The 20072-nt window shown below is 71.7% G+C and carries 21 protein-coding genes; 8 read left to right on the forward strand and 13 right to left on the reverse strand.

Annotation, left to right across the window (positions count from 1 at the left end):
* Nucleotides 1–100 precede the first annotated feature (100 nt).
* A complete protein-coding gene (locus FHX46_RS06970) occupies nucleotides 101–535 on the reverse strand; it encodes an SRPBCC family protein (protein WP_167111707.1) in 435 nt (144 codons plus the stop codon).
* 56 nt (nucleotides 536–591) lie between these two features.
* Nucleotides 592–957 carry an STAS domain-containing protein gene (locus FHX46_RS06975; protein ID WP_167111709.1) on the reverse strand — a complete coding sequence of 122 codons (366 nt, stop codon included), beginning with the start codon at nucleotides 955–957 and terminating at the stop codon, nucleotides 592–594.
* 244 nt (nucleotides 958–1201) lie between these two features.
* Here FHX46_RS06975 and FHX46_RS06980 point away from each other — a divergent pair, with 244 nt between their 5' ends.
* Entirely contained in the window at nucleotides 1202–1633 is a 432-nt protein-coding gene (locus FHX46_RS06980; protein WP_167111711.1) for an ATP-binding protein, read from the forward strand.
* 43 nt (nucleotides 1634–1676) lie between these two features.
* Here the strand turns inward: FHX46_RS06980 and FHX46_RS06985 are convergent, their stop codons facing one another.
* The 5 genes from FHX46_RS06985 to FHX46_RS07005 are packed head-to-tail and all read right to left on the reverse strand — an operon-like array spanning nucleotide 1677 to nucleotide 5647.
* Complete coding sequence (locus tag FHX46_RS06985) at nucleotides 1677–2984, reverse strand: PP2C family protein-serine/threonine phosphatase (RefSeq protein ID WP_167111713.1); 1308 nt, start codon at nucleotides 2982–2984, stop codon at nucleotides 1677–1679.
* Nucleotides 2981–3979, reverse strand: coding sequence for an ATP-binding protein (locus FHX46_RS06990; RefSeq protein WP_167111716.1), 999 nt, complete (start codon nucleotides 3977–3979; stop codon nucleotides 2981–2983). The genes FHX46_RS06985 and FHX46_RS06990 overlap by 4 nt, the downstream gene beginning before the upstream one ends.
* Nucleotides 3976–4401 carry an anti-sigma regulatory factor gene (locus FHX46_RS06995; protein ID WP_167111718.1) on the reverse strand — a complete coding sequence of 142 codons (426 nt, stop codon included), beginning with the start codon at nucleotides 4399–4401 and terminating at the stop codon, nucleotides 3976–3978. Before FHX46_RS06995 ends, FHX46_RS06990 begins: the two co-directional genes overlap by 4 nt.
* Nucleotides 4398–4775: an STAS domain-containing protein gene (locus FHX46_RS07000; protein ID WP_167111720.1), complete on the reverse strand. Its 378-nt coding sequence runs from the start codon at nucleotides 4773–4775 to the stop codon at nucleotides 4398–4400. Before FHX46_RS07000 ends, FHX46_RS06995 begins: the two co-directional genes overlap by 4 nt.
* Nucleotides 4775–5647, reverse strand: coding sequence for an STAS domain-containing protein (locus tag FHX46_RS07005; protein WP_167111722.1), 873 nt, complete (start codon nucleotides 5645–5647; stop codon nucleotides 4775–4777). The genes FHX46_RS07000 and FHX46_RS07005 overlap by 1 nt, the downstream gene beginning before the upstream one ends.
* 150 nt (nucleotides 5648–5797) lie before the next feature.
* On the opposite strand from FHX46_RS07005, the gene FHX46_RS07010 reads away from it, so the two are divergent.
* The 6 genes from FHX46_RS07010 (at nucleotide 5798) to FHX46_RS07035 (ending at nucleotide 13155) form a co-directional block, all read left to right on the forward strand.
* Complete coding sequence (locus FHX46_RS07010) at nucleotides 5798–6166, forward strand: STAS domain-containing protein (RefSeq protein ID WP_167111724.1); 369 nt, start codon at nucleotides 5798–5800, stop codon at nucleotides 6164–6166.
* 166 nt (nucleotides 6167–6332) lie between these two features.
* Nucleotides 6333–6746, forward strand: a complete 414-nt coding sequence (locus FHX46_RS07015) for a DUF6292 family protein (RefSeq protein WP_167121211.1) — start codon at nucleotides 6333–6335, stop codon at nucleotides 6744–6746.
* 80 nt (nucleotides 6747–6826) lie between these two features.
* A complete protein-coding gene (locus FHX46_RS07020; protein WP_167111726.1) occupies nucleotides 6827–7180 on the forward strand; it encodes an STAS domain-containing protein in 354 nt (117 codons plus the stop codon).
* 9 nt (nucleotides 7181–7189) lie between these two features.
* Nucleotides 7190–11242, forward strand: a complete 4053-nt coding sequence (locus FHX46_RS07025; RefSeq protein WP_243871237.1) for a SpoIIE family protein phosphatase — start codon at nucleotides 7190–7192, stop codon at nucleotides 11240–11242.
* A 143-nt stretch (nucleotides 11243–11385) separates the two neighbouring features.
* A complete protein-coding gene (locus FHX46_RS07030; protein ID WP_167111727.1) occupies nucleotides 11386–12189 on the forward strand; it encodes a helix-turn-helix domain-containing protein in 804 nt (267 codons plus the stop codon).
* Nucleotides 12190–12258: 69 nt separating this feature from the next.
* Entirely contained in the window at nucleotides 12259–13155 is an 897-nt protein-coding gene (locus tag FHX46_RS07035) for a sugar kinase (protein ID WP_167111729.1), read from the forward strand.
* A gap of 69 nt (nucleotides 13156–13224) precedes the next feature.
* On the opposite strand, the gene FHX46_RS07040 is transcribed toward FHX46_RS07035, so the two are convergent.
* On the reverse strand, nucleotides 13225–14301 hold the full coding sequence (locus FHX46_RS07040; RefSeq protein WP_167111730.1) for a carboxylate-amine ligase: 1077 nt from the start codon (nucleotides 14299–14301) through the stop codon (nucleotides 13225–13227).
* 151 nt (nucleotides 14302–14452) lie between these two features.
* On the opposite strand from FHX46_RS07040, the gene FHX46_RS07045 reads away from it, so the two are divergent.
* Nucleotides 14453–15079, forward strand: a complete 627-nt coding sequence (locus FHX46_RS07045) for an SAM-dependent methyltransferase (RefSeq protein WP_167111732.1) — start codon at nucleotides 14453–14455, stop codon at nucleotides 15077–15079.
* A gap of 289 nt (nucleotides 15080–15368) precedes the next feature.
* Here FHX46_RS07045 and FHX46_RS07050 read toward each other — a convergent pair whose 3' ends face one another.
* The 5 genes from FHX46_RS07050 to FHX46_RS07070 all read right to left on the reverse strand — a co-directional run bounded on the left by FHX46_RS07050 (nucleotide 15369) and on the right by FHX46_RS07070 (nucleotide 20072).
* Nucleotides 15369–15995 carry a class F sortase gene (locus tag FHX46_RS07050; protein ID WP_167111734.1) on the reverse strand — a complete coding sequence of 209 codons (627 nt, stop codon included), beginning with the start codon at nucleotides 15993–15995 and terminating at the stop codon, nucleotides 15369–15371.
* A complete protein-coding gene (locus tag FHX46_RS07055) occupies nucleotides 15992–16597 on the reverse strand; it encodes an excalibur calcium-binding domain-containing protein (protein WP_167111736.1) in 606 nt (201 codons plus the stop codon). Before FHX46_RS07055 ends, FHX46_RS07050 begins: the two co-directional genes overlap by 4 nt.
* A 491-nt stretch (nucleotides 16598–17088) precedes the next feature.
* Nucleotides 17089–17886, reverse strand: a complete 798-nt coding sequence (locus tag FHX46_RS07060; protein ID WP_167111738.1) for an SDR family NAD(P)-dependent oxidoreductase — start codon at nucleotides 17884–17886, stop codon at nucleotides 17089–17091.
* A gap of 70 nt (nucleotides 17887–17956) precedes the next feature.
* The gene (locus FHX46_RS07065; protein ID WP_167111740.1) at nucleotides 17957–18826 is read right to left on the reverse strand and encodes an alpha/beta fold hydrolase; all 870 of its coding nucleotides are present in this window, start codon (nucleotides 18824–18826) and stop codon (nucleotides 17957–17959) included.
* Between the two features lie 145 nt (nucleotides 18827–18971).
* A complete protein-coding gene (locus tag FHX46_RS07070) occupies nucleotides 18972–20072 on the reverse strand; it encodes a substrate-binding domain-containing protein (RefSeq protein WP_167111742.1) in 1101 nt (366 codons plus the stop codon).

The following is a 20072-nucleotide window of genomic DNA, read 5'->3' on the forward strand; positions in this document are numbered from 1 at the left end:
GGCGGCGTGTTTGCCGGTCGCGTCAGGGTGTTGGCCGGCTGTGTTAGCCCGCCTGGTGGGAGATCACTGGAACCGGCCGCGGCCGGCCACCTGCTGGGTGCTAGCGGTGTACCGCGATGTCCGCGAGCCGTTTCAGGGATTCGGTGTTGCGGGGGCCGAGCAGGACGTTTTGCACCGGCTGCGGGAGCAGGCTCAGGGGGCCCTTCACGAGTTTCTCGGCCATCTGGATCTCGGTGCCGCCGTCGCTGTCCGGAATCAGGGTGAGGGTGATCTTCGCGGCGCCCATCGGCCACATGCGGGCCTCGAGTTCGAGCAGTTTGCCGTCCTCGACGGCGAGTACGCAGCTGGTGTCCTGCACCTGTGTGGGCCAGGGCCCGATGCTGTGGTGGATCCGCGCACCGGTCTGCGGCCAGTGGCCGTCCACCTGCCGGATGTGCGACGCGCCGACGACCCAGCTCGCGTACAGCCATCCGTCGGAAAGGACGGCGAACACTCGCTCGGGCGGGACGGGCACCCGCTGGCTCACCACGACCATGTCTCGCTCCCCGGATCGGCTCACCGGCAGCGAGTACCCGCCTCCGCCGCGGGCAATCAGCTCGCTTCGGTCGCGGGCGGAGCTACTGCCTCTTCGAGCGAAGAGGTGATGTGCAGCTGCTCGTCGAGCCGCGTCACCTGCAGCGGGCGCAACACCGCGCGACTAGTGGCCACGACGCGCAGCTCCACCGACTTCTCCTGGCACTTCTGCTGCGCGTTGACCAGCATGCTCAACCCGATCGAGCCCAGGAACGACACCCCGGACAGGTCGACCACCACAGGACCCGGTGGCTGGGTTTCGGCGCAGGCGGACTGGACCTGCTTGTCCAGCTCCGGCGCACTGGTCAGGTCGACGTCGCCGATGGCGGCAACGACGATCGCCCCGTCCACGAGGCGTCGCGTGACGCGCAACTCGGTGGTCACCCGAGATACCTCCTACTGTCGTCTCTCACCGCGTCCTGCCATCGGCGACCACAGGGAAGCTGCACCGATATCCGCAAAGCCGCCACGGCAACAGGCTGGCGGCTCAACCGTCCGCCGATCCTAACCGGGCTGCCCGCCGGATGAGGATCGGGGCGGGATGTGGTTAACCCGCCCCGTGCGGGGAATGTCCCGGACAGGTGATCCGCGAGCAAAGGACCGCTGGCAGGAGGACCGGGAGGGCAGTGTGAGGACCGACGGCTCGCGCCGACCGACCAAGCAGCACAGCACGACACCCGAGTTGCGCCGGGCCGTGACGCGGTTGCCGGAGGAGGCCACCGCGGCCGGGCGGGCCAGGGAGTTCACCACGTCGGCACTCAAGGCGTGGGAGGTGCCGGCGGACCTCCGCGAGGACATCGTGCTGGCCGCGTCCGAGCTGGTCACCAACGCCGTCGAGCACGGGCACGGCGAAGTCACCGTGGTGCTGCGTCAGAACGGGGACCGCCTGCTGCTGCGCGTGTGGGACGAGGACGTGCGCGTCCCTGCTCCGCGCCCGGTCCAGCGCGGCCCGGTGCGCGGGAACGGGCTGGTGATCGTCGACGCGCTCAGCGAGAGCTGGGGTTATGAGGCCGCGGCCGACGGCAAGTGGGTGTGGGCCGAGTTCGCGGTGCGTTGCTGACCGGTCGGTGCGGCCGGCCCGTGCAGCGGGTCAGTGCAGCCGGTCAGTGCGACGCGGTGACGTGCCGCGCACCGTGGCGCGCCGCCCGGCCGGGCCGCGCCGACCACCGGCACAGCAGCAGGCACACGTCGTCGTCGTGCTCGTTGCGGCCGAGCATCTCCGACAGGATGGCGTCGCCCGCCTCGTCCGTGGGGAGCCCGGCGATCCCGCCGACTGCCCCGGTCAACCGGGCCAGGCCGTCGTCGAGGACCTCGCTCCGGCGTTCCACCAGCCCGTCGGTGTAGAGCAGCAGGTCGCTGCCCGGCGTGATCGTCTCCTCGTGCTCGGCGATGTCGAACGCGAACGGCACGCCGAGCATCGGCGCATTCGGTCGTTCCAGGAAGCGGATGCCGTCGGCCCCGGAGATCAGCATGGGCAGGTGCCCGGCGCTGGCCCACCGCAACCGGCCGGTCGCCAGCTCCAGGTCGGCGACCACGGCGGTGGCGAACAGCGTGCTGTCCAGCCCGCGGAGCAGGTGGTGGGCCAGCCGCAGCGCCTCCGCGGGGCGGTGGCCCTCGGCGGTGTAGGCGCGCAGCGCGTTCTGCAGCTTCCCCATCACCACGGCGGCGTCGAGACCGTGCCCGGTGACGTCGCCCACGGTGAGCACGATCGTGCCGTCGGCCCGCGTGAACGCGTCGAACCAGTCGCCGCCGATGTTCACGCCGGTCGCCGCGGGCCGGTACCGCGCGCACAGTTCCAGGTCGTCGGGCGTGCTCAGGGTGGGCAGCATCGCGTGCTGCAGGCGTTCGGCCAGCTCCCGCTCGCGCTCGTACTCGCTGGCGTTGCGCAACCCGACCGCGGAGCGGGCCGCGACCGCGGTGAGGAAGGTGACGTCCTCGTCGGTGAATTCGGTGTCGCGGTGCAGTTCGAGTACGCCCAGCAGGTGCGGTCCGACGGTCAGCGGCAGCAGCAGCCGCTTCGGCTCGACGTGTGGCTGGTGCTTGGCGACCACGCGCATCACCTCGGAGTCGGGCACGTCGTCCGGCCCCGGCAGGCGCTTGAGGGCGCGCGGCTCGGTGGTCACCAGCCACACCGCGGCGGAGTCGGCCACCTGCTCCCGCTCGATGAGCGTGACCAGGGCGTCGACGACCTCCCGGCCCCGCAGGGACGCGGACACGCTGCGGCTCACCTCGTCCAGGAACGCCGAGCGCTGGCGCTGCAGCTCGACCTCGGCGTGCAGGGCGAGCAGGCCGGCGTTGGTCTGCTCCAGTTCCGACTGGTGCAGCCGCAGCTCCCGTTCCTGCCGCGCGATGGTTTCGCGCAGCTCGCGCACGAGCTCCTCGGTGGTCTCGCCGGGGCGGGCTTCGGTCATGACGGGCCACCTCCGGTGACGACCACCACGCAGGCGTCGTCCCGTCCGCGGCCGCGTTGCCCGAGGATCCACCCGGCGACCGTGGCCGGGTCGTGGTTGAACAGGCCGGGCCAGTCGGTGCTGCTCCACCTGTCCGAGATGCCGTCGCTGTGCAGGATCAGCCAGCTGCGCCCGGTCCACGGGTGGGCGGAGTCGGTGGGCCGGGGCCGGGCGGCGACGCCGACGATGCCGTGGCGGGACACGATGCGCTGCACGGGCCCGTCGGGGTCCGCGTAGAACCGGGTGGACACGTTGCCCACCCCGCAGAACCGCATGCGCCCCTCCGCCGGTGTCAGCTGCGCGACAGCCACGGTCGCGCCGCGAGTGGAGGCGAGGGACGGCTGCATCAGCTCCAGGATACGAGCCGGTCTCAGCTCCGTGTGCGCGGCGACAGTGGAGATCGCCACGTCACTGGCCCGGGCTGCTAACTGTCCGTGCCCGAGTCCGTCACTCACGGCAATGGTGACGGTAGCGTCGGTGACTTCCGCCGTCCACCGGTCCCCGCACTCCGTTTCGCCCGGTGCGGTGAGGATCGCGCTGCCCACCCGCAGCCCGCCCGGCAGCGGGGATGGGGTCACGCGCCACCGCGCCAGCACCACGGTGCCCTGGCCACGCCGGCTGTAGAGATCGAACTCCTCCGCGGCGCGGCGCACCGCGCCGAGGCCCCCGCCGAGCGTGCCGGTGGTCGAGTAACCGTCGCGCATGCTGTCCTCGATCCGGCCGATCCCGGGGCCCGCATCGGCCGCCAGGACGTCCAGCCTGCCCAGCCCCGGTACCACGCTGACGATGCCCCGGCCGGCGTGTTTGAGCAGGTTGGAGGCCAGTTCGGTGGCGGCGAGCGACACCCGGTGGACCCGGTCCACGGGCAGGCCGGCCCGGGCGGCAGCCGCCGCGGCGATCACCCGCGCCCGGCCGACGTGACTCGGTTCGGTCACGACGAGGTCGTCGCGCGTCACGGTCCCGCGATTCTGCGGACCGACATGCTGATCTCCACCATCGTCCCGCGGCCCGGTTCCGACTCGATCCGGAAGTGGTCGGCCAGCCGTTTCGCGCCGCCCAGGCCGAGACCGAGGCCGGACCCGGTGGTGAACCCGTCCGCCATCGCCGCGTCGATGTCCGGGATGCCCGGACCCTTGTCGGTGAACGACATCCGCACGGTCGGGTTGCCGCCGAGGTTCTCGACGACGATCTCCGCCTGCCCGCCACCGCCGTAGACCAGGGCGTTGCGGGCCAGCTCGCTGGCGGCGGTGACCAGCTTGGTCTGCTGGACCAGGCTGAACCCGGCGGTCGACGCCGCCTCCCTGGCGGCGTGCCGCACATGCACGATGTCGTACTCGTCGTGGATGGCGACCGTGCTCGTCGAGGCCGCGCGTGTCACGGCCGGGCCGTCCGCGCAGGCCCCGTCCCCGGGGCGAGGAGCGACAGGCCTTCCTCGACGGAAAGCGCCGTGTCCAGGCCGGGCAGGGTCAGGCCGAGCTCGACCAGGGTGATCGCCACGGCCGGCCGCATCCCGACCACGACGGTGCGGGCGGCCATCAGGGACGTGATCGCCGCGATGTCGTGGAGCGTGCGGGCCAGGAACGAGTCGATGATGTCCAGGACGGACACGTCGATGAGCACGCCCCGGGCGCGGGTCTCCACGACCTTCTCGGTGAGTTCCTGCTCGAACTCGGCCACCGACTGGTCGAGGAGTTCCTCCTGGATCGTGACCAGCAGGACACCGTTCAGGCTGACGATGGGGACGCCCGCCATCAGAGCACGCCCGGGCCCGCCGGCGACGACCCGACCTGGAGGCCCAGCCGGTGGAGGGCGTAGGCGAGCGCGTCGGCCAGCCGGGCGCGCGTGGCGACCTCGCCGAGGTCGATGCCGAGCTGGACCATCGTGTTGGCGATCTGCGGGCGGATGCCGCTGATCACGCACTCGGCGCCCATCAGCCGCGCCGCCATAGCCGTCTTCAGCAGGTGCTGGGCCACCATCGTGTCGACCGTGGGCACGCCGGTGATGTCCAGGATCGCGACCTTCGCCTGCTGGGTCATGATCGCCTGCAGCAGGCTCTCGGTGGCGACCTGGCTGCGCATGCTGTCCAGCGTGCCGATGAGCGGGATCGCCAGCACGCCGTCCCACAGCTTGATCACCGGGGTGGACAGCTCGGACAGCTGTTCCCGCTGGATCGCCAGGGTGTCCTTGGCCGCCGCGAGCGCCGACTCGACGAGCACCAGGCGGAGCGTGTCGACGGCGCCGACGAGCATCACCGCGCCGGGTGTGAGCAACTCCGCATCCGCCTGCTCCTGCCACAGCCGCAGCAGGGGCTGCTTGAGCTCGCTCACCTCGACGGCGGTGCGCGCGCTCACACCCTCGTTCCCGTCCAGCTGCGAGGCGAGCGCGGTGAGCAGCGAACGCAGGTCGTTGAACCCGTCGGCGCCGGGGTTGTCCGCCTGACCGGCGGCGATGGCCCGGCGCACCCCGCGCAGCACCTCGGCGCTGTCGCCGGCGGCCTGATCGGAATCCTGTGCCACGGAGCGGAAGAACGACGAGCCGGCCCACTGGGCGACGATCGCATCCTTTTGCGCGTCAAGGAAATCGCTGACCACGGTGGTGATCTGGCGGTCGGAGGTTGTCGTCATCGCTCCCAGGCTCCAGCATGGTGGGAAGGTCGCGAGCACGCGAGCGCAATCCACGAAGTTCGTTGCTTTGCGGCAAACTTATTGCACGCGGCCGCCGGGGGACAACCGGGGCCGGAGCCGACGCCACGATTTTTGGAGAGAGTTCGAACCATGACGACGGACGAAGGCGCGACCAGGTCTGCCGGCGCTTCCGTGGTGCGCACGGAGATCAGCGGCGACACCGGGCGGGTGCTGCTGCTCGGCGAGATCGACCACGGCGCGGTCGACCAGCTGGACCAGGCCGTGGAGGAGCTGCTGGGATCCGGCGTGGTCCACCTGGTGCTCGACTTCGCGGGCCTCAACTTCTTCGATTCGGCCTGCATCAGCGCTCTGATCAGGGCGAAGACCCGCGCCGAGGAGCGCGGCGGCACCGTGAAGCTGGCCAACGTGGACCGTTACGCACGGCGCATCCTGGACATCACCGGACTGCTGGGTTCGTTCACCATCGAGGGAGAGGAATCACCCAGCCCGAGCGCGTGACCCCTCTCACGTGCACCCACGGTGAAACCGGCAGGTTTGGCATTCCCGAACGCGGGTACTCCGCGCGAGCCGTGAGCGGTTTCAAACCCGTCAAGGGGCCGGTTTCCGGCGTGGCGTCAAGCAGCGGCGCCCCGCCGGCGGACTGGTGGGCGAAGTGCGAGGGCAGATGTACCTGGAATACGAGGATGCGCAGGCGCGGGGACTGCGGCGTTATGTGCGACTGGTGACCGAGGCTCTGGGATTGGGTGGCAACGCCTACTTCGTGCAGATGGATCCACCACCGGCCAACGCCTACCTGGCGCTGGAACGGCGCCTCCCGGAATTCCCCGATCGCGACGCGGCCCTCCTCTGGAGCGAGGACACCGGATGGTCCCTGGTGGTGGAATCCCACTGCGGCGAGGACCTGATCGTGCTGTCCTACCTGGGCACCGACATCCTGCCCGCGCCGCGGGTGGTGGCGCGGTTCGCCGAGGACCTCTGCGACGGCACCGCACGCGGTGTGCTCGAGCCGCCGGTGTGCGATCCGGTGGACGTCCGGGAGCGGCTCGCGGCCTACGCCGCACCCGCGCTGGCGGGGTGATGCGCGGGATCGCCGACCTCCGGTGCGCGCACTAGGCTGAGCTCGTCCACGAGGACCTGTTGCGCGTCCAGGAGGTTTCGTTGCCCGAAGATGTTTTCGCGGTGCGTCACCGCGTGACCGGGGACGCCGTTGTCGTCACGGTGAGCGGCGGCGTGGACCTCTGTTCCGCGCCCGCGATGATCAGCGAGATGGACCAGGCCCGGCGGGCGGCGCGCCCGCCGCAGCCGGTGATCGTCGACCTGTCCCGCGTGGACTTCCTCGGCTCCGCCGGGTTGTCCCTGCTGGTCGAGGCCGAGCAGCGGTGTGCCGAGGCCGGCACGCCGCTGCGCCTCGTGGCGTCCAGCCGCGTGGTGCTCCGCGCACTCGAAGCGGCCGATCTGAGGCAGGTGTTCACCGTGTCCGGGTCCGTCGAGTGCGCACTGGGCGAGGGCTGACCCGCGGCGATGGCGAAACCGGCGGACACGTCTTATTTGGACAGTCTGGGCGAGATGGGGGAACGGATCGCTGCCCGTGACTGGTCCGCGACCGCGCTGGGACCCATCGGGGACTGGCCGGAGGAACTGCACAGCGCGCTGCGGCTGGTGCTGTCGTCGCGGTTCCCCATGCTGGTGTGGTGGGGTCCGGAGCTCACCACCTTCTACAACGATGCCTACCGCCCCGCGATGGGCGAGAAGCACCCGCGCTACCTCGGGCGGCCCGCGGCGGAGTGCTGGGCGGAGGCCTGGGCCGAGCTCGGTCCGCTCACCCGGCACGTACTGGCCGGCGAGGGCGCCACGTATTCGGAGAACCAGCTGCTGTTCCTCGACCGGCACAACTACCTCGAAGAGACCTACTGGACGTTCTCCTACAGCCCGATCTCCAACGACCGCAACGAGGTGCTGGGCATCCTGATCGCGGTGCAGGACACCACGGTGCAGGTGGTCCGGCAGCGGCGGCTGGCCGTCCTCAACGACCTCGGCGAGGTTTCCGCGGCCGGGACGGTCACCCGGACGGCGCGCTCGGCGGTCGCCGCGCTCGGCAGGCACGGCGCCGACCTGCCGTTCGCGCTCGCGTACCTGTTCGAGGACGGGCAGGCGTCGCTGGCCGCCGCCTACGGGGTCGGGCCGGGCGAACGCGCCGCGCCGGCGGTGCTGGAGCGCACCCCGGAACCGGTGTGGCCGCTGTGGGCCGGTGAGACCCGCGTGTGTTCCGGGCTGCGCCGGCGGTTCGGCCCGGACTTCGTGCAGCCGGTCGTGGTCGGTACGGCGTCGCCGGACGAGGCGGTGGTGCTGCCGCTGATCGCGTCCGGCCGGGCCGAGCCGGTGGGTGCGCTGGTGCTCGGGGCGTCGGCCTACCAGGCGCTGGACGCCGACCACCGGGCCTTCCTCGACTTGGTCGGCGGGCAGGTGTCGAGCCTGATCACCGACGCCCTCGCCTACGAGAGCGAGCGGCGGCGGTCGGCGGCGCTGGCCGAGCTGGACCGTGCGAAGAGCGAGTTCTTCGCCAACGTCAGCCACGAGTTCCGCACCCCGCTGACCCTCATCGCGGGTCCGGCCGAGGACGCGCTCGCCGACACCGCGGAGCCGTTGCCGCCCGGCCAGCGGGAGCGGCTGGAGCTGGTGCACCGCAACGCCGGGCGCCTGCGCCGGCTCGTCAACGACCTGCTCGACTTCGCCAAGATCGAGGCGGGACGGCTCCAGCCGGACACCGCACCGCACGACCTCGCGGCGCTGACCACGGAGATCGCCGAAAGCTTCGCCCCGGCGCTGCGGCGGGCCGGGTTGCGGTTCGAGATCGACTGCCCGCCGCTGTCCCGCGCCGTCGACGTCGATCCGGACATGTGGGAGAAGATCGTTCTCAACCTGCTGTCCAACGGGCTCAAGTACACCCGTCAGGGCGGCGTCGTCGTCCGGCTGCGGGAGAAGGACGAGCACGCCGAGCTGACCGTCACCGACACCGGCGTCGGCATCCCGGCCGACGAGGTGCCCCGGCTGTTCCAGCGCTTCCACCGGGCACGCGGGCGCGAGGGCCGGTCGCACGAGGGCGCCGGGATCGGGCTGGCGCTGGTGCAGGAGCTGGTGCGGCTGCACGACGGATCGGTGACGGCCGAGTCGGTGGAGGGCGCCGGCAGCACGTTCACGGTCCGGATGCCGCTGGCGGAGGTCCCGCCGCCACCCGCCGCCGAGCTCACGTTGTCCGCCACCGTGGCCTACCGGGACGAAGCACTCCAGTGGCAGGCGGACGGTGACGGCCGGCCGGTGCCGGCGCCGGCGGGCGACGCCCCGACCTTGCTGGTGGTGGAGGACAACACCGACCTGAGCCGGTTCATCGCGCGGTTGCTGCACCCGGTGGGGCGGGTGCTGCTCGCGCGGGACGGTGCCGAGGGGCTCGAGCTGGCCCGCCGGCACCGGCCGGACCTGGTGCTCTCGGACGTGATGATGCCGCGGCTGGACGGCATCGGGCTGGTGCGGGCGTTGCGGTCGGAACCGGCGACGAAGTCCGTCCCGGTGCTGTTCCTGTCCGCGCGCGCCGGGGTCGAGGCGGCGGTGTCCGGGCTGGAGGCCGGTGCGGACGACTACCTGCCGAAACCGTTCTCCGGCACGGAGCTGCTCGCCCGGGTGCGGGCCAACCTGGCGCTGTCCGATCTGCGCCGCCGCGAATCGGAGTTCCGGCGCGCCCTCGTCGAGTCGTTGCGGGAAGGGGTGTTCGTCGCCGACAGCGACGGCACCATCGTCGAGGCCAACGAAGCGTTCAGCACGATCACCGGGTACGGCGCGGACCACCTCCCGATGGCGTGGCCGTACCCGTGGCTCGGCGCGGACGCCGCGCGCGTCCCGGCCGCGGGCCTGGTGTCGCACCTCGGTGACGGGCTCGAAGTGTCGCTGGTGATCGAGCGGCCGGACGGTGGGGAAGCCTGGGCCGCGCTGACCCTCACCCGTGTCGCGGAGGCCGAGGGCGGTCCCGGATGGATCGTCGGGACGCTGCGGGACGTGACGGTCGAGAAGAAGGCGGCCGACCGGGAGTCGGTGCTCGCGGCGTTCGCGGCCGACCTGGCCGCCGCCACCGACGTGGCCGAGGTGCTGCACGCCGGGGTGGGCGCGCTGAAGGCGATCCTCGGCGCGACGCGTGTGGTGGCGGCGATCTGGCCGGACGCGGAGACCGGCGGGCTGCTCGCCGCCGTCCCCGACGCCGGCACGTTCGACGAGCTGGACCCGGAGCTGTACGAGCGGCTGGACCGGGTGCGGCAGCAGGCACCCGGACAGATCTGGCCGCCGGAACCCGGCCACGAACTGGGCGCCACCCTCGGCGGCGGCGATTCCGTCGTGTGGGCCGAACGCACCGATCAGGCGCTGGGTGGCGAGGACCGGGCGCTGTTCGGGATGCTCGTCGCGCAGCTGGGGCAGGCGCTGGGCCGCGCCCGCAGCTACGACCAGGCGCGGGCGGTCGCACTGACGTTGCAGCACGCCATCCTCGGTCCCACCGACCTGCCGGGCGGATTCGCCGTGCGGTACGAGCCGGCGGTGCGGCCGCTGGAGGTCGGTGGTGACTGGTACGACGTGGCGCGGTTGCCGGACGGCCGGATCGCCGTGGTCGTCGGTGACTGCGTCGGCCGCGGGCTCGCGGCCGCGTCGGTGATGGGGCAGCTGCGCAGCGCGTGCAGCGCCCTCCTGCTCAGCTACGGCGATCCGGCGCGGGCGCTGGACCAGCTCGACGGGTTCGCCCGGCAGATCCCTGGCGCGTTGTGCACCACGGTGTTCTGCGCGGTGGTCGATCCGGTCGCCGGGCTCGTGACCTACTCCAGCGCCGGGCACCCGTCCGCGGTGCTGAGCCACCCCGACGGCAGCGACGAACTGCTCGACGGCGCGCTGTCGGTGCCGCTCGCCGTGCGCCGGCGGAAGCCACGGCCGCGGTCGACGGTGCCGCTGCAGCCCGGTTCGGTGCTGCTGCTCTACACCGACGGGCTCGTGGAACGGCACGGCCTGCCCATCGACGAGGCGATCGAACGGGCCCGGGCGACGCTGCGCGAGGCGCCGCGCCGCCAGTCCGGCGACATCACCGAGCACCTGCTCACCAGCCTGCTGCCGGCCGCGGGCCACAACGACGACGTGGCGGTGCTGGTGTACGTGCACCCGCCGGGCCCGTTGCGCCTCGACCTCCGGGCCGAGCCGGACAGCTTGATCGACATTCGACGCGAACTGCGGCGGTGGCTCGCGCTCGCGGACGTGCCCGAGGACCCGGCGGCCGACGTGATCCTGGCGGTGGACGAGGCGTGCACGAACTCGATCGAGCACGGGTACGGCGGCCGCGGCGACGGCATGCTCACCCTGACGGCGACCGCCGGGGACGGCAGCGTGGAGATCGTCATCACCGACGACGGAACCTGGCGGCCGCCGCCCGCCGATCCCGGGATCCGCGGGCGCGGCGTCGGGCTGATGCAGGCGCTGATGACCGAGGTTGAGATCACGCCCGGGGAGAACGGGAGCCGCGTCCGCCTCACGCGGAACTGGCAGGAATAGCCGGTTCCGGCGAGCCGCCGGCGGCTCGACGCGGCGTCGCGGGTTTCGCGGGAGCTCGTGGATCCGAGATCGGCGAAGTCCACCGAACCACGATCCAGCTCGACCCGGAACTACTTCCGGAGCCGCTCACCAAGCTCGGATTCGTGGTGGAGCCGGTCGAGCGGGACAGTCGCGGCATCCTGCATCCGCGGGCCGGGCTGCGGCGGTTCGACCTGGTGCGGTTCCCGCCCTCGCCGGAGGTCGGCCGGTTCGTCGACCGCTACTGGCTGGTGTCGTGGGACCTGCCGGACGTGCACGAGCAGCACGTGCTCGTGCACCCGGTCGTCAACGTGGTGTTCGAGGCGGGCCGGGCGGCGGTCCACGGCGTCCAGACGCGACGGTTCACGCGGCGGCTGTCCGGCCGGGGCCAGGCGCTGGGCGTGATGTTCCGCCCGGGCGGGTTCCGGCCGTTCCTGGGTCGCTCGCTCGCCACGATCACCGACACCGTCGGCCCGCTGGCCGAGGAGTTTCCGGCGCTGCGGGCCGCCGAGCCGACCGTGGTGGAGGCGCTCACCGGGGGCGCCGGTGGTGCCGAGGTGGCCGGCCTGGTCGACGCGGCCATCGCCGCGCTCGTCCCCGCCGCGCGCCAGCCGTCCGAGGAGACCACGGCACTGGCCGAGCTCGCGGCGCGCGATCGGGACTTGCGCCGGGTCGAGGAGCTGGCCGCGGCGGGTGGTGTGAGCGTGCGCCGGCTGCAGCGCGCCTTCCGCGACCACGTCGGCGTGAGCCCGAAGTGGGTGCTGCGGCGCTACCGGCTCTACGACGCGGCGGAACGCGCGGCGCGGGCGGAGCCGGTGGATTGGGCCGCGCTCGCCGCGGACCTCACCTACGCCGACCAGGCCCACCTGACCCGCGAGTTCACCGCCGTGGTGGGGGAGCCGCCCAGCTGGTACGCGCGCCGGGCCTGACGCCGCGTGCCCCTGCTACATTCCGTTACCGGCACTCGGATTGCCGTGTGCGCAACGAAAGGCGGCCCCGTGGACGTGCTGGCGGTGGGCGAGACCATGGTCGTGGTCACGCCCGAGGCGGGAGGTCGGCTGGCCTCGGGCAGCCGGTACCTGCTCCGGCCCGGCGGCGCCGAGTCCAACGTGGCGGCCCTCCTCGCGCGGCTCGGGCACAAGGCCGCCTGGGCGAGCGCGCTCGGCGCCGACCCGCTCGGCGACCTCGTTCTGGACGACCTGGGGCGCCACGGGGTCGACGTGTCGCTCGTGCGGCGGGACGGGCAGCGCCCCACCGCGGTCTACTTCAAGGACCCCACCCCCGCCGGCACCCGCGTCTACTACTACCGCGGCGGCTCGGCTGCCTCCGCCATCTCCCTCGCTGACATCGCGCACTGGTCCGCCCAGCCCGCGCGGCTCGTCCACGTCTCCGGCATCACGGCGGCCCTGTCCGAACAGACCCGCGAGGCCACCCGAGCGCTCGTCCGCGGTTCCGGCCTGGTCAGCTTCGACGTCAACCACCGCCCGCAGCTGTGGCACGGCGACGCCCCCGAGGTCCTGCTCGACCTGGCCCAGGACAGCGACATCGTGTTCGTGGGCCGGGACGAGGCCGAAGCTCTGTGGGGCACCACCGACGCGGAGAGCGTGCGCGCGCTCCTCGACCGGCCGCGCTACCTGGTGGTCAAGGACGCGGCGATCGAGGCGGTCAGCTTCACCCCCACGGGTGTCCACCGGGTGCCGTCGGCGGAGGTCGACGTGGTGGACGTCGTCGGCGCAGGTGACGCGTTCGCGGCCGGGTGGCTGAGCGGCTTCCTCGACGACCGCGATGAGACGACCCGTCTGCGGCTGGGGCACTACGCCGCCGCGCGCGTGCTCGAATCGCCCTCCGACTTCGCCGACCTGCCGCCCGCCACCGAGATCGTGGCGGGCCTGTGATGTGCCGGACCGCCGCCCGCGCGATCGTCGTGTTGCCTGGACGGGAAGCGCTTTCCACCAGCGACCCGGTCAGTGCAGGCTGAGCAGGTCGATCACGTCGCACAGCTCCTGTCTGCGGGCATAGGCCCGGCGTTGCCGCTGGGCGCCGTTGCCGTGCTCGCGCACCCAGGCCAGCGACTCGGTCACGAAATCCAGGTCGCCGGCGTGCGTGAGGGCCGGCCGGACCCGCTCGACGAGCTGGCCGACCAGCGCCGGGACCGGGGTGAGCCGGCCGGTCTCCGGGTGCAGCGCGGAGCCGTCCAGCCCGTCCCGCGCGGCGCGCCACAGGTTGGCGCGCAGCACCTCGCCGGGTACCCGCGGGGGTGGCCAGTCCAGTTCGGACAGTTCGGTGAGGACCAGGGCACGCACCAGGGCGGCGAGCGTGGCCGCCTCGCGGGCCGTCGCGGTCACGTCGCTGATCCGGAACTCCAGCGTCGGGCGTTTCTCGGACAAGCGGATGTCCCAGTAGATCATGCCGCGGTCGAGCATCGCGCCGGCTTCGAGCAGCGCCGCGACCCGGCTTTCGTAGTCGTCCAGCGAGGCGAACAGCGGTGGCGGCCCCGCTGAGGGCCACCGCGACCACAGCACGTACCGCCAACTGCTGTAGCGCGTGTCCCTACCGCCGTCGAACGGCGAGTTCGCGGTGAGCGCGAGCAGCACCGGCAGCCACGGCCGCGTGTGGTTGCTCACCCGCACCCCGGTGGCGCGGTCCGGGATCCGCACGTGCACGTGGCATCCGCAGGTGGTGCCGGTGCGGGCGATGAGGCCGAAGTGCTCACCCATCCGCCGGTAGCGCGGGGTGGGTGTAATACCGGGCGGGTGCTGCTCGGCCAGCAGCGGGGTCGCCGTCGCGACCAGGCGGAGCTGCCGTTTCCCGGCCTCGCCGGCCAGCCTGGAGCGGAAGTGGGTGAGCCGGTCGAGCAGCTCCGCGGCGTCCTGGCACACCTCGCTCGCCAGCTCGACCTGGCTGCGCGCCAGTTCCCGCTGCACGTCGCCGTCCGGGCGCGCGGACGCCTCGACCACCTCCGGGCCGCGGTCCGACAGGTGGCCCTGCTCGTCGACGAGCAGGAACTCCTCCTCGACGCCGAACGTCGGTATCTGCTCCACCCTGCGCCCTCTCCACTCGGTCGCCGCTGGTTACCCGCTCCCCGGCGCTTCAAGCCCGGGCGCCGCGAGTTGCCGGGTGCTTGTCGCGACGGTCGGGTGCGGGGGATAGTCGCCGGCATGGACGACGAATTCGTGCCGGGGGTGTGCCGCCATGGGGCCTGAGGAGGAGTACGGCGAGCAGTTCTGGGAGGAGCGCTACGCCTCCCGCCCGTCGGTCTGGAGTGGACAGCCGAACCCGCAGCTGGTCGCGGAGGTCGCGGACCTGCCACCGGGCACCGCTCTCGACGTCGGTGCCGGCGAAGGAGCCGACAGCTGCTGGCTCGCCGAGCGCGGCTGGCGGGTGACCGCGCTGGACCTGTCCGCGACCGCGTTGCGGCGCGGCGCCGAGCACGCCGCGCGGGCGGGGGTCGGGGAGCGGATCGAGTGGGTGCGCGGGGACGTGCGGACCTGGGACCCGGGCGAGCGGCGGTTCGACCTGGTCTCGGCGCAGTTCCTGCACCTGCGCAACGAAGAACTGCGGGACCTGCTCCGCCGGCTCGCCGGGACGGTGACACCGGGCGGGACGATGCTGGTGGTGCAGCACGACGCGCACGACCTCGACACCACCGTGGGCCGGCCGCACCTGCCCGAGCGGTTCGCCGCCGCGGCGGACGTGGCGGCCTGGCTGCCCGCCGGGTGGGCCGTCGAGGTCGCCGAGGCCCGCCCGCGGCAGGCCACCGACCCCGACGGCAACCCGGTGACGGTCCACGATGCCGTCGTGCGCGCCCGCCTGCCCTAACGCCCGCGACGAGACCACCGGCGCCCTCGGCCCGCTACCCACGTCCCCCCGAGACGCACGACCGCCCCACCGGCCGGCCAACGCGCCGCCACGAGCGGCCAACACGCCGCCACCTGCGGCCAACACGCCGCCACGAGCGGCCAGCACGCCGCCACCTGCGGCCAACACGCCGCCACGAGCAGCAAACACGCCAGGCGGTGGCGTGTTGGCTGGCGCGGGCGTCGTGTTTGCCGGTGCGGGCGCCGTGTCTGCCGGTGCGGGTGGCGTGTTTGCTGTTGGCGGACGAGTGTCAGCCGCGGTACGCCTGGGACAGGCGTGCGTAGGCGACGATGTTGTCCTCGTAGTTGTGGGTGGACCGGTCGAACGCGCCGCCGCAGGTGATCATCCGCAGCTCCGGTCCGGCGGTGTCGCCGTAGACGTCGTCAGTCGGGAAGGCCGATTTCGGGTACCGCTCGACGCGGTAGACGGTGAACACCGCGGTGGTCCCGTCGGCGCGGTGCACGATCGCCTGGTCGCCGGGTTTGGTGTCCTTCAGCCGGTTGAAGGTGCCGGGCACGTGGTTGTAGTCGACGTGCGCGGCCAGCACCGCGGGGCCGGTCTCGCCGGGCGACGGGCTGCCGGTGAACCAGCCGGTCGTGACGGCGTCCTCGGGCACCTCGAGCGCGCCGTCACCGGCGAGCCCGAGGTCGACGATGGGGCCGGTGCTGACCCCGATCGCGGGCACCTCCAGCCGCACCGGGCGCGCGTGCGGCAACGGACCGTCGGCGGTGGCGGCCTGAGCCGCGCTGGATGGCGCCGCGGCACTCGACGGTGGTGCCGGTGGGGTGGGCGCCGGCGCCGCGGGAGCGCCGCAAGCGGTGAGAGCGGCGCCGATGGCCGCGATCGCGAGCCATCGGCGCCAACGTGCGCTGGTCATCGGCCGGCGCGCCGCCGCATCAGCAGCACGGTGCCGGCGCCACCACCGACCAGGGCGAGCGCGCCGACCGCCACGGCCGGGCCCGCGCCGGGCTCGCCGGCGTCACCACCGCCGGTGGCCACGCCGCCGACCGGCTTGACCTTGACCTGCGTACCGCCGCCGACTGCCTTCTTCTCGCCGAAGCGGGACTCGCAGGCGTAGCCGTCGTGGTCGGCGTCCAGGTGGTTCGGGTCCCTTCGGTCGGCGTCCAGGACCGCCTGGGCCTGCGCCTGGGTCGCGAAGTCGGCGCAGTCCAGGTCGGCCGGGCTGGTCTTCGTCGGGGTGACCGGCGGCGCCTCGGGGCTGTGGCTGCTGGTCGGCGTGGACGGGTGACCGCCGGCCCGGTGCGGCAGATCTTCGCAGGCGACTCCGTCCTTGTTGCGGTCCAGGTGGTTCGGGTCGGACCGGTCCTGGTCGAGAACGGCCTGCGCGTCTTCCTGGTAGGTGAAATCGCTGCAGTTGTACCGGTCGGCCGCCGGCGCGGCGAACACCGCGGGTGCCGGGCCCAGCAGGGCGATACCGGCCACCGCGGCCGTGCCGAGAACGCGACTGATCATACGCATGGGGGGACGTCCTTTTCCGGGAAAACGATCTCGGGGCAATTCAGCCGCTTTGTCGTTTCCGTGATCGCGAACGTTACCGCGGCAATTCAGGAAATTGTTGTCCCGATAATGACGGTATCCGGACGTTGTTCACCGTGCAAGGGAGGCAACGCGCTGCGATCTCGAACCGCGCCCGGCGGGGTAGACCGGCCCGCGATGCTCGTGGAACGGAAACGGTCAGCGCCCAGGCCAGTTCGAGCTCGCCAACCACCGGGTTGGACGGTCCGCTTGGTGGTGCTGTCCTCCGCGCACAGGTCACCCACCAGGAGGCGGACATCCGGATCGGCCGGGATCGTCCGCCCGCGCGCAGGCCGGCCACGCACTGCTGGGCGACGCGGTGTTCCACGGTTCGCCACCGGGAGTACCGGCCCGCCGAGGCGGTCCCGGTCGCGCCGGTGGTACCGGCCGGCGCGAGCCGGTGATCGCACCCGAGTGCACGGACCGGGCTCCCGTCAGAAGAAGACCTGCTCACCACCGGTCAGATTCAGCGCGGCTCCGGTGATGAACCCGCCGTCATCGCTGGCCAGGAACGCCGCCAGAGCGCCGATGTCGCCGGGCACGCCGAGGCGTCCGACCGGAATCCTGTCCGCGACGTAATCCCGGAACGCGGTATCGAGATCGACGCCCAGTTCGGCGGCGTATTCCATGCCGGGCCGTCCGTCAGCCGTCGACAGCAGCTGGGTGGCCATGGTGCCGGGGCAGATCGCGTTGGCGGTCACTCCATACGGTCCCAGCTCGAGCGCCAATGCCTGGGTCAAGAGGATCACGGCGGCCTTGGATGCCGAATATATGCCGTAGCCTTCACGTGCAACCTTGCCCAGCTGGGACGAGGTGTTGATGATGCGGCCCCAGCCCTGGTCGCGCATGTTGCGTGCAGCAGCCCGCGACCACGCGAACACCGCGTAGGTGTTGACCTCGAACTGCTGCCGGAAGCTCTCAACCGTCTCGTCGATGAGGTTGCGCACGTGGTAGGTCCCGGCGTTGTTCACGAGGATGTCGAGCCGGCCGTGCCGGCCGACCGCTTCGGCAATCACCATTTCGGCCATCGCGCGGTCGGTCACATCGGCGACGACCGCGGTCGCCTTCTTGCCCGCGCTGCTCAGCGGCAACTCGGCCGCCAGCTCGGAGGCGTCGGTGCGATCCACGATGATCGTCGTCGCGCCCTCGCCGGCGAACCGCCGCGCGATACCCTCACCCAGTCCTTGTGCCGCCCCCGTCACGATGGCGGTCTTGCCGTCGAGTTTTCCCACGACTCGTTCCTCCCTGTCGTACCGGCTGTTCCGGTTGAAACCATTCCCGGGGGAAGAAACACCGCCGGGTTCAGTCGCCCTGGAAGAAGCCGAGCAGGATCTCGGTCAGCTCGTGCGGCTTTTCCAGGGCGAGGCTGTGCCCGCAGTCCATGGACACGTAGGTCCAGTCCTCGGCGATGCTGCTGACGATCCGCTTGACTTCGTCGCCCAGCCAGTAACTCGCGCCGATGCCGAGGGTTTTCTGCTTCAGCTTCGGGTTCTTCAGGGTCTGCTCGGAGTTTTCGAACGCGGCGCGGTACACGCTGAGGATCGCGCGTAGCCCGCCCGGCGCGGTACAGCCGCGCAGGAAGATGTCGATGTCCTCATCCGTGATGGCGTCGGGGTTGACGCACTCGTCGCGCATGAAGGCGGTCCAGAACTCGCGGTCGTGCCCGGGGATGAGCATCTCCGGGTAGTCGCGGAGCGCGAACAGGTTGAGGTGCCACACCCAGTGGCCGGACTTGACGTTCTCGGGCGTGTAGTAGGCACCTTCGGTCAGGCCGTAACCCGGCAACAGCATGTCGGCGTAGGACAACTTCTCCACCAGTTCCGGGTGGTACGCGGCCAGCGCATACCCGAACGCCGCTCCCCAGTCCTCACCGTGGACCTTGACGGAGGAGTAGCCCAGTCCGGTGACCAGTTCGGCCACGTCGTCGCTCACGGTGCGCATGTCGTAGCCGGAATCGGGGCGGGCCGAGTCGCCGAAGCCGCGGATGTCGGGGGCGATGACCGTGTAGTGGGGGGTCAGCAGGGGCAGCACCAGGTGCCAGTAGTGGAGTGATTTCGGGACGCCGTGCAGCAGCAGGAGCGGTTCGCCCGAGCCGGCGACGACATAGTGCAGACGAGTGCCGTTGACGGCGATCCGGCCGTGGGTGGCGGGCCGTCCTTGATGATCCAGCATGAGCCGGCTCCTCCTGGGATTCTCCGTGGGGTTCACCGCGCCCGGGTTCCGGGAGCGGACGGCGGGTACAGCGTGGGCGCCGGGGAAGCCCCGGCCAAGTGGGGAGGCGACGACACCGTCGCCTCCCCGCACGCCGGTGCCCGCGCTAGTTGTTCGTCTTCGCCAGGGCCGCGAGTTCGGGATTGCCCTGGAACGCCTCGGCCGCGTTGTCCTTGGTGACCAGCACTGGCGGGACCAGGACCGCGGGCACGACCTTGACGCCGTTCCAGGCGTTGTCCTTGTCGTCGGCCACGACCGTCGGCTGCTTGCCCTGAGCCAGCTGGCTGATCAGATCGACCGCGGCCTGTGCCTCGACACCGCTGTCCTTGTACACGGTGCAGTACTGCGTTCCGTCCATGATCAGGGGGACCGACGCCTTGTCGCCGTCCATGCCCGTCACGACCTGGCCGGACAGCCCGGCTTGCCGGAGGGCGGTGATGATGGAGCGGGCCAGGGTGTCGTTCGGCGAAAGCACTCCGTCGAGCTTCCTGCCGCCGGCATAGGTGCTGGTGATCAGGTTCGTCATGCGGGTCTGGGCGTTCTGACCGAGCCAGCCCTCGGTCGCCACCTGCTGGAATCCGGTTTGCCCGGAGGGCACGACGACCTGCCCGGACTTGATGAGCGGGTCGAGCACGCTCATGGCGCCGTTGAAGAAGATGGTCGAGAGGTTCGTGGTGGCGGCTCCGGCGAACAGCTCGACGTTCCACGGCCCGTTCGGATTCTTCTTCTTGAGCCCCTCGAGGAGTGACTGGGCCTGCAGCTGCCCAACCCTGAAGTTGTTGAAACTCACGTAGTAGTCGACGTTTTCCGTGCTGACGATGTTGCGATCCCAGGCGATGATCGTCACGCCCGCCTTCTTGGCCTGTGCCAGCTGGTTGCCGAGCTGGCCGCCGTCCTGCGCGGAGATCGCGATGACCTTGTAGCCCTTGGTGACCATCGACTGGATCTGGTTCTGCTGGTCCGGCACCGGGTTGGAGTTCGACGCGTACTGGATGTCGGCTTTGAACCCGGCCTTCGTCAGGGCGTCCTGCCAGTATCGCTCGTAGTTGGCGACGTTCTCGGAAGTCTTGGTGGGGAGGGCGACCCCGATGGTGTCGCCCACCTTGAGGGCCGTCGCCCCGGATTCGGCGTTCCGCTGGGAACACCCGGTCAGAGCGATCGCCGCGACGGCGGTGGCTACGGCAGCGGCCAGTAGTTTTCTACGCAT

This window comes from Amycolatopsis viridis (assembly GCF_011758765.1).
In the GTDB taxonomy this organism is placed as follows: domain Bacteria; phylum Actinomycetota; class Actinomycetes; order Mycobacteriales; family Pseudonocardiaceae; genus Amycolatopsis_E; species Amycolatopsis_E viridis.

What these genes read in the sequence shown, in the direction of transcription:
- FHX46_RS07000 (WP_167111720.1), bottom strand. Translation starts at nt 4,775, where the DNA reads ATGGCGGGCGTCCCCATCGTCAGCCTGAACGGTGTCCTGCTGGTCACG.
- FHX46_RS07010 (WP_167111724.1), top strand. Translation starts at nt 5,798, where the DNA reads ATGACGACGGACGAAGGCGCGACCAGGTCTGCCGGCGCTTCCGTGGTG.
- FHX46_RS06970 (WP_167111707.1), bottom strand. Translation starts at nt 535, where the DNA reads ATGGTCGTGGTGAGCCAGCGGGTGCCCGTCCCGCCCGAGCGAGTGTTC.
- FHX46_RS07005 (WP_167111722.1), bottom strand. Translation starts at nt 5,647, where the DNA reads ATGACGACAACCTCCGACCGCCAGATCACCACCGTGGTCAGCGATTTC.
- FHX46_RS07070 (WP_167111742.1), bottom strand. Translation starts at nt 20,072, where the DNA reads ATGCGTAGAAAACTACTGGCCGCTGCCGTAGCCACCGCCGTCGCGGCG.
- FHX46_RS07015 (WP_167121211.1), top strand. Translation starts at nt 6,333, where the DNA reads ATGTACCTGGAATACGAGGATGCGCAGGCGCGGGGACTGCGGCGTTAT.
- FHX46_RS07055 (WP_167111736.1), bottom strand. Translation starts at nt 16,597, where the DNA reads ATGCGTATGATCAGTCGCGTTCTCGGCACGGCCGCGGTGGCCGGTATC.
- FHX46_RS07050 (WP_167111734.1), bottom strand. Translation starts at nt 15,995, where the DNA reads ATGACCAGCGCACGTTGGCGCCGATGGCTCGCGATCGCGGCCATCGGC.
- FHX46_RS07065 (WP_167111740.1), bottom strand. Translation starts at nt 18,826, where the DNA reads ATGCTGGATCATCAAGGACGGCCCGCCACCCACGGCCGGATCGCCGTC.
- FHX46_RS07025 (WP_243871237.1), top strand. Translation starts at nt 7,190, where the DNA reads ATGGCGAAACCGGCGGACACGTCTTATTTGGACAGTCTGGGCGAGATG.
- FHX46_RS06985 (WP_167111713.1), bottom strand. Translation starts at nt 2,984, where the DNA reads ATGACCGAAGCCCGCCCCGGCGAGACCACCGAGGAGCTCGTGCGCGAG.
- FHX46_RS07045 (WP_167111732.1), top strand. Translation starts at nt 14,453, where the DNA reads ATGGGGCCTGAGGAGGAGTACGGCGAGCAGTTCTGGGAGGAGCGCTAC.